This window comes from Candidatus Methylomirabilota bacterium, from assembly GCA_027293415.1.
GTDB lineage: Bacteria > Methylomirabilota > Methylomirabilia > Methylomirabilales > CSP1-5 > CSP1-5.
On sequence record JAPUFX010000165.1, the window covers coordinates 1 to 7,130 of the forward strand.

Annotated in this window: 14 protein-coding genes and 1 pseudogene; all 15 read right to left on the minus strand. The window is 57.5% G+C overall.

What is annotated here, in order from left to right:
- Positions 1-230, minus strand: a 230-nt coding sequence (locus O6929_11525; GenBank protein MCZ6481017.1) for a hypothetical protein, incomplete at its 3' end; no start/stop codon positions are given.
- Positions 231-288: 58 nt separating this feature from the next.
- On the minus strand, positions 289-810 hold the full coding sequence (locus tag O6929_11530) for an AbiV family abortive infection protein (GenBank protein MCZ6481018.1): 522 nt from the start codon (positions 808-810) through the stop codon (positions 289-291).
- Between the two features lie 116 nt (positions 811-926).
- On the minus strand, positions 927-1,196 hold the full coding sequence (locus O6929_11535) for a hypothetical protein (GenBank protein ID MCZ6481019.1): 270 nt from the start codon (positions 1,194-1,196) through the stop codon (positions 927-929).
- A 352-nt stretch (positions 1,197-1,548) separates the two neighbouring features.
- Entirely contained in the window at positions 1,549-1,914 is a 366-nt protein-coding gene (locus O6929_11540) for a 4a-hydroxytetrahydrobiopterin dehydratase (protein MCZ6481020.1), read from the minus strand.
- Between the two features lie 71 nt (positions 1,915-1,985).
- Positions 1,986-2,342 (minus strand): hypothetical protein, encoded by a 357-nt coding sequence (locus tag O6929_11545; protein MCZ6481021.1) that lies wholly within the window; start codon positions 2,340-2,342, stop codon positions 1,986-1,988.
- 305 nt (positions 2,343-2,647) lie between these two features.
- Positions 2,648-2,770, minus strand: a complete 123-nt coding sequence (locus O6929_11550; protein ID MCZ6481022.1) for a hypothetical protein — start codon at positions 2,768-2,770, stop codon at positions 2,648-2,650.
- Positions 2,771-2,782: 12 nt separating this feature from the next.
- Positions 2,783-3,076, minus strand: a complete 294-nt coding sequence (locus O6929_11555) for a hypothetical protein (protein MCZ6481023.1) — start codon at positions 3,074-3,076, stop codon at positions 2,783-2,785.
- A 657-nt stretch (positions 3,077-3,733) separates the two neighbouring features.
- The gene (locus O6929_11560; GenBank protein ID MCZ6481024.1) at positions 3,734-3,865 is read right to left on the minus strand and encodes a hypothetical protein; all 132 of its coding nucleotides are present in this window, start codon (positions 3,863-3,865) and stop codon (positions 3,734-3,736) included.
- A 184-nt stretch (positions 3,866-4,049) separates the two neighbouring features.
- Positions 4,050-4,295: a hypothetical protein gene (locus tag O6929_11565; protein ID MCZ6481025.1), complete on the minus strand. Its 246-nt coding sequence runs from the start codon at positions 4,293-4,295 to the stop codon at positions 4,050-4,052.
- A 138-nt stretch (positions 4,296-4,433) separates the two neighbouring features.
- Positions 4,434-4,715 carry a hypothetical protein gene (locus O6929_11570; GenBank protein ID MCZ6481026.1) on the minus strand — a complete coding sequence of 94 codons (282 nt, stop codon included), beginning with the start codon at positions 4,713-4,715 and terminating at the stop codon, positions 4,434-4,436.
- Positions 4,716-5,000: 285 nt separating this feature from the next.
- Positions 5,001-5,738 (minus strand): alpha/beta hydrolase, encoded by a 738-nt coding sequence (locus tag O6929_11575; GenBank protein ID MCZ6481027.1) that lies wholly within the window; start codon positions 5,736-5,738, stop codon positions 5,001-5,003.
- 139 nt (positions 5,739-5,877) lie between these two features.
- Entirely contained in the window at positions 5,878-6,015 is a 138-nt protein-coding gene (locus O6929_11580; GenBank protein ID MCZ6481028.1) for a hypothetical protein, read from the minus strand.
- A gap of 81 nt (positions 6,016-6,096) precedes the next feature.
- The gene (locus O6929_11585) at positions 6,097-6,324 is read right to left on the minus strand and encodes a hypothetical protein (GenBank protein MCZ6481029.1); all 228 of its coding nucleotides are present in this window, start codon (positions 6,322-6,324) and stop codon (positions 6,097-6,099) included.
- 278 nt (positions 6,325-6,602) lie between these two features.
- Positions 6,603-6,962 carry a pentapeptide repeat-containing protein gene (locus O6929_11590; protein MCZ6481030.1) on the minus strand — a complete coding sequence of 120 codons (360 nt, stop codon included), beginning with the start codon at positions 6,960-6,962 and terminating at the stop codon, positions 6,603-6,605.
- Positions 6,937-7,032 (minus strand): annotated as a pseudogene (locus tag O6929_11595) (hypothetical protein). Before O6929_11595 ends, O6929_11590 begins: the two are co-directional and overlap by 26 nt.
- Between the last annotated feature and the right edge of the window lie 98 nt (positions 7,033-7,130).

Here is a 7,130-nt window from a genome sequence, read left to right on the forward strand (position 1 = left end):
GCCCACGACAGGAATTTCGCCGCGGCCTTCTCCAACGTGAGGTCTTTCTTCCTCCCCCCGATCCCAAGCTCCCCCTTGAGGATCGCGGCCCGTCTCACCCGCGCCAGTTGTAGCGCGGTCGTCCGAGAGATATGCTTGCCGAGCCGCACCCAATGCCGCTTCCCGTCATGCTGGAAGTCGAGCCAAAAGGTATGCTTGCGTAGATAGATCCCGTCACCACGTCGTGCCATCGCTCACCCCTCCTCTGTCTCGTCGTGTTTCACGTTTTACAATCCTTGCCCGAGCCGCTTAGGATCCGACCCATATCCATTCCTGTAGCTTGTTTTTGACGAATAGCTCGACACCATCAATGCTCCTGCTCAGCGTGGGCCGGTCCACATCCGTTGGCCCGGTCCAGGTCCGTGAACGCTCATCCCAGCCGATGTACATACTCTGCATGCGCGCCTCGAAACCTGCGACGCGATCAACATCGAAAGTATCCGCCTGGAAGGCATCGGCCTGAAATGTTCCAACGTGCAACATTAGAAGGTCAGGCGGGATCTCGGCGAAGGCTGCCGCCAGCTTTGTCTTGTGATCGTAGAAGCCAACAATCTTTGACACCATCTCTTCCCGCTCATAGGCCCTTCTCAGGAGGATACCCTTGCCGAATTCCTCCACGGCGTAGGAGAATAAGATGCTAGCTTGCGGGAGCAGTGTAGAGTCATTGATGAGAGACCGGGCGCCGTGAAGATAGCGAAGCACGTTATGCAAGCAGCATTCAGTCCCGAAACGTAGTGTATCTCGTGGAATGCTCGGATCTTCTCGACTCACAGGGGCCACTCCTATGTTCCTTCAAAGAATCTGTGCCCTCGACGACTGCACACACCTGCTCCGACTCCGTCCCGTGCGCGGCTTCAGAGTTTCAGTCGGTACAAATAGCCCATCCCTCACCCCTCCTTCCGCTCAATCAATCCAGGATGCGTCACCTTCACGGTCTTGATCGGGCGCAGCGGTTCCCCTCGCGGCGGTTTGGACACGAGGCCGCGGTCGTCGTACCACATGTTGCGCTCGCCCTTCTGGCGCTTCCTCGTGCGTGGTTTGTTGCCCGTCTGAGGCTTGGCCATCACGCTCCCTCCCCACTCCAAGAGACCATCCGGTAGCGGCCCAAGCGGGCCCTTGTCACCCGCCTCGTCTTGCTTATCACTATCCCGTTCCACTTGCGATGCTCCTACGGTGCGCTCCAAATTTGTTTCCTGTCATAGTTCTCGTAGTCGTAAAAAGCTATAGAAGGTGAGCTGTCAGGGGTTACTCCCAGAACGGCCCGGAGTTCTCCGCGCCCACCGTATTGGTAAACTTTAGATCTTCAGGGGATCACCCGCCGCTAGAATGTCCTGACAATCCCAACATTCCACGTATCCCGACCCCTTACACTCTTGGCATGGTGTTTCTCCACGCCGGCCTGTCGCATCACACGCCTTACAACGAAAATAACCTGGGCATCGACGATGGTACAGAGTTGCTTCGCCTTCAGATTCAGGGCCGTATATGTGCATCATCTCATACCCCAACTTATGCCTCTGGCGGCTTGGCTCCCGCCTCCTCATACAGTCGGTCGGTCTTGGCCGCCATAATGAAGTCGTTACGGTGGAGGCCCCGAATCTTCCGGGTCCACCAGACCACGGTGCACTTGCCCCATTCCACCATCAGTAAGGGATGGTGGCCCTCCGCCTCCGCCACGCCGCCGACTCGGAGGGTGAACTCCAGCGCTGAGGCGAAGTTTTTGAACGGGAACGTGCGTTCTAATTGGGGGATGCCCTCCCGGTCCACCACTTGCCAGTGGAGAAGCTGGGGCAAGAGTATGACCATCTCTTCCTCGGTCACCCTGGGCGCGTCCGCCCGACACGCCACGCACTTCTCCTGGACCAGGCTCACCATCACCTTTCCCTTCCTAGCGTCACTCTCGATGTTAGCACGGGGTCAAAAGCATCGCTTTTTGTGACATTCTATCACACCCCTTTTGTGGCTGGAGCCCTAAGCGTGAAGCGCCCGCACACGCTAGTGCCCTTCTTCGCCTCCAATTCCCGCCGCACCACCTTGATCTCCTCCAAAACCTCCTCGTTGGTCAGCAGGCCTTTTCGCACCAACACCCGCCGTGTGGCATCCTGCTCCAACATCATGGCCCGGAGCAGTTCCTCGAAGGTGATGACTTGTTGTGGATCGAGTCTTTCATCTATGCCGTACGGAGCGGCTTTTCGGGTCCGGAACCCTAGACCAATGCCAACTATGTTAGTGCCACACATTTTGACAATTTGGGTGATGGATTTCCCAACAGACTGACGCCACCGAAGCTCAAAAATTACCATAATCTGATGTTTATTAAGTCTTTTTCATAATGGCACGGGTACTACACACACAGGGGTTAGGACCGAACTCTGCGAATAGAGGTGTTGTATTGAATGCGGATATAAAGATTGACCTTTGGGAGGAAATCGAGGGCCATCCAGTTTTTCTGCAGTTGTTGGCCAGTGTCGCCCGCGAGGGTGGATATAATGTGACATATAACCTCAGGTTTGGGTGGGTAGACATTAAATACGAGCCATCCACCACCTCAGTGAGATAGCCCTCGCTAGTGCAGCGTAGAAGTGACTTGGCCCACCGGGCCGCTCCACTATCCCCCCAGTTTCCCTTCCACCTCGCGCCTTACAGCCTTGATCTCCTCCAACACCTCCTCGTTGGTCAGTAAGCCCTTCCGCACTAGCACCCGCCGTGTGGCCTGTTCAGCCCGCTGCACAACCTCTCCGGCCTACCATGCTTTGTGCACGATCACATCACCCGCCGTGATCTCAGGCGGCGTGGGGAGAAGCGATGCGATATTCTCCCTGACCCAGTCAGCAGCCCTCCTATTTGATTCATCCGCCCCGGCTTGGTCCTCAAAGACGTTAATTGAGAGCAGCACCCCGCCCCTCGCGCTCAGGACGTAATACGCTACGAATCCTGGCGCTCCGCTGACTATGGGCACAAAGCCCTCGTTGACCCGTCGCGCCAGCTCATCGACCGAACCAGGATCCATTATGTACCGACGTATACTTGCGTACATGGTTCCCTCCTCTCTAAAAACAAAACACCCTCCCGGGCCGGACTGAGCCCCAGAAGGCGTCTTGGTGTGTGGTTCGCCGTCGATTGTGCCGGAGGTGGGCTGTGGGCTGTAGCTACCCCGGTTCCATGCCTGCCACTCCTGAAGGGACTTGAGTATCCCCTACCGAGCAAGGGGTGTCAAGCGTCACGGCCTCCTACGGTACGCTCCAGATGACTTTCCCGGCCTTGTCGGAAAGGTGCACGCTTAGCCAACCGTGAGCATAGGGGCCACGCCATTTCCCATACCCATCTTGCTAATTGTTCTCGTCCTCATTACTATGTTGATTAAGTTACACACAGCACGCCTACAAGGGGGTGGTCCCTTGGGAAGATAACCAAAATGCGACGGGAATGGTGTCCAAATCTGAATCACAGGCGCGACGATGCCCCAGTCCGGTCCTGCCCGAACTGTGGCTACATTGTAAACGAGAACATTATCGTCAAACAATGCAGCGTAGAAGAACATGCGGAGAGCCGGATGAACAGGAACAAGTATTGCGTGCATTGTGGTTTGCAGCTTATAAAGTAGTACGACACTTACCGCCCCCGTTTCCTTTTAACCTCCTGCCGTACTGCCTTGACGTCCTCAAGAAGCTCCCGCCGCACCGCCTTGACCTCGTCAAGCACTTCCTTGTGCGATAAGCCCCTTTCTTACCAAAATGCGCCGGAGGGCCTTCTGCTCGTACACAATAGCCCGGAGCAGTTCCTCGAAGGCGACTAGTTCTTTTTTCGGGTCAAGTTTCTCGGCCATAAGTCATTCCCCGAGATGGCACGTCTAGCACCAAAGATCGATCCTGACACGACGCACGTCAGGTTCCGCAGGGTCACTCGCATCAGGCCGAGAAACCCCAGAGCACGAAAACTAGCACAATTGCGAGAATCGCTATGATGACCCACCGGACCCAGCTCGGTCGGTTACCACAGCCTGGGCGATTCTACGCGACACGTCGGCCCCAGGGAGGCAATAGTCGGAAGGCATTGAGGGAGGCAGAGCAGATGCTGTTGGCGCAGCGGTATACGTGGAAGAGGACCCTGTGAGTCTCTCCAGTAGGGATGAGGTAGCAGGCACAGCGCGGACACGGACGGCGATCCGTGTAATGCTGTTCAACGTAGTTGCAGATCTCCTGACGACTACACAACATCTCGCCATCTGGGCCGAGAAAGAGATACTCCGTGATCATGGTAATCGTCCTCCACGGTCGTGGCTAACTGATACTTTATCAGACGCGTCTCATCTACTTGTGTAAAATCAGGCGCTCCCAGAAGCTGCTGCCTGTTGCGCCTGCTCCTAAGACGACCGGTCTGTGGGTTATCCGCGCCTACGCAACACGTGGCCGATCAGTGTTCCGGCCCTTCTTCTCCTCTTCTCGCTCCAGCAGCTCTCGCCAGAGCTGCCTCTCTCGATCAACCTTTCTTTTGGTGGCCATCCACGCCCGGATCAGGTCCGGGTTTGAATACCATTCCGTCCTGCCGTGACTCCAGCGACGAAGGCGGAACATTGGGAAACCCTCTTTTTTAAGGGCCCGCACAGGGATCTGGGGATCTCGCCAACCCATATAGGCGCAGATCGCTCGGAGCCCCCACAATTCCTTCTGCCGCATTACCAGCCCTCCACATCGGTCGTAGGCCCGACCGAAAAAAGCAAAAACGCCCTCCCCGGGCTCTCCTGCACCCAAGAGGAAGGGCGTCTAAGTTATTGGTGCAACAAGGGTTTCTGCCAGCGGGAGGCCCGGGGTAACAATCCCCCTAGTCCAACCCTGTGTATCGAGTATCGTGTACTGTGCAGGCGTTGTCAAGTCCTAGGGTCCGCGTCACCTCCACAGCCCCCGTCCTGCCTCCCTGGCCTCCCGCTGGAGCTTCAGAACTCCAAATCCTCCGACAACTTGTTAGCTTGCTTCTTTCTTTAGATAGTCGGCGAAGAACCTCAGAATACGCTGCTCATAAGCGTCTGGCGCGTACTTGTGGAAATCGACGTGCGAAGCTCCTTCGACGGCCCAGAACACTTTTGGGTTGGGTGCCCGCTCAAACAGGCGGCGCGACTCAGAAAACCGCGTACGTTGGTCATCTGTTCCTGCAATGATCAGGACGGGAGCTCCGATACTGTGGATATTTTCAATAGGGCGGAGTTGCTCGGGAGGGACGCCAAGAAGAGGCTTGAGCTGAAGGAGTAGGAAGGGCGCAATCAATTTTGCCAGCGGGCCGAGCCTTATGTGGATACGGTTGGTAACGGCCTCTTCGATGGTTGGATGGACCGCCTCGAGGACCAGCGCGTCGGCGCCCACCGGCTCCTCTCCGAGAAGGGCTGCCGCTGCCCCCAGCGAAACGCCTATGACACCAATAGGACCGTCTGGAAGCTGCCTCTGCATATATCCCACGGCAGCACGCGCATCCCTGCTCTCAAGGAAGCCAAAGGTGATGTGCTCTCCGGGGCTTTCCCCATGCGCCTGGAAGTCGAAGAGCAGTACCGAGTAACCCGCCCGCCACAGGAACTCGGCTCGCCCCAGCATGGCCAGGCGGTTTCCGCGGATGTAATGCATAAGAACGATGGAACCACACCCACACGCTCCCGTTAAGAGCCACCCAGACAGAGTACTCCCGGATTCACTCCGGATTTTAACAGCCATGGCCGGTAGCTGATCCGGAGGAGGGCCCACAGTTGCTCGTGCTGGGGCTGCAAGCTTCTGCCCCATCCAAAGGGACGCCGCCACGAAAACGATCAGGCTAGTCAAGAATAGTAGAACCATTCCTCTTTTCACCGACCGGCTACCCCTTCAAGCACTCATCGTTGGTCAGCAGGCCCTTGCGTACCATCACCCGCCTCGTGGCCTCCTGCTCGTACACGATGGACCAGGGGAGTTCCTCGAAGGTTGCTACTTGCTTCGGATCAAGTTTTTCGGCCATGCCTCACCTCACACACACCACGTCTCACTCCCACGATAGACGCTGTACCCCACTGTGCCATGAGGTTCGCACGTTCACTCGTTATGAACCCAAGAGACTCCAGAGCAGGGAGACCAGCACAACCGCCATGATGACCCATCCCGCCCACGTCCGTCGACCCGTGCGACGAGTTCTCCTGGCATCCTGGAGACGCATCAGATCTAGCGTGTCGATCGTATGAACCCGAGGCTTTTTAAGGGGCGGCCACAACAGCATCACGGCCGCGATCCCGGCCAGGACCGATAGGATGGCGATTGTTGATGTACTCATGTGGTCGGTACTACTTCACGCGCCCGACTGCCATGATTATCTCGGCGCAGCCCGAAACTTTCGGCTAAAAATGTAAACGCCCTCCCGAGCCGTGCTGCGCCCGAGAAGGCGTCTGAATGTGTGGTGCGCCGTCGATTGTGCCGGAGGTTCCATGCCTGCGTCTCCTGAGGGGGCTTGAGTATCCCTCACCGAGCCAGGGATATCAAGCGCCAGGGTCTCACCTTCACAGGCCCCGTTTCCCCTCCAACTCCCGCCGCACCGCCCTGACCTCCTCCTCCTCACGGTTTGCCGCCGGTTGCCTTCTTTTCCTTCTCCATCTCAGCCAGCTTCTTCTTGACCCTCTTATTGTGGTCGGGCGGGAGGCCTAGTTCCTTGAGGAAGTCTTCGCTGTAGAATGCTAGCTTCCAGGTCCTGGCCTTCTTGACTTCAGAAGCGATGAGGCCCTTGGCCCCGCTCAGGTCGGCCTCCCGGAGGTTGGCCCAGCGCAGGTCGGCCTCCTGGAGGTTGGCCTCGTACAGTCTGGCCTTCTGGAGGTTGGCCGCGCTCAGGTGGGCCTCCTGGAGGTTGGCCCCGTTCAGGTTGGCCTCCTGGAGGTTGGCCTCGTACAGTTTGGCCCCCTGGAGGTTGGTGCCCTGCAGGTCGGCCCCCTGGAGGTTGGCCCCGTTCAGGTTGGCCCTTTCCCCCTCCTTCCTCTCTGACTCCACCCACTTCCGATGCGCCTCAAGAATCTCTTGCAATTTCTCGGGGGGCATTGGAGGCCGGTCGGACGCCTGCTCTTGCGGCTCCTCGACTTTTTCGTCCATCTC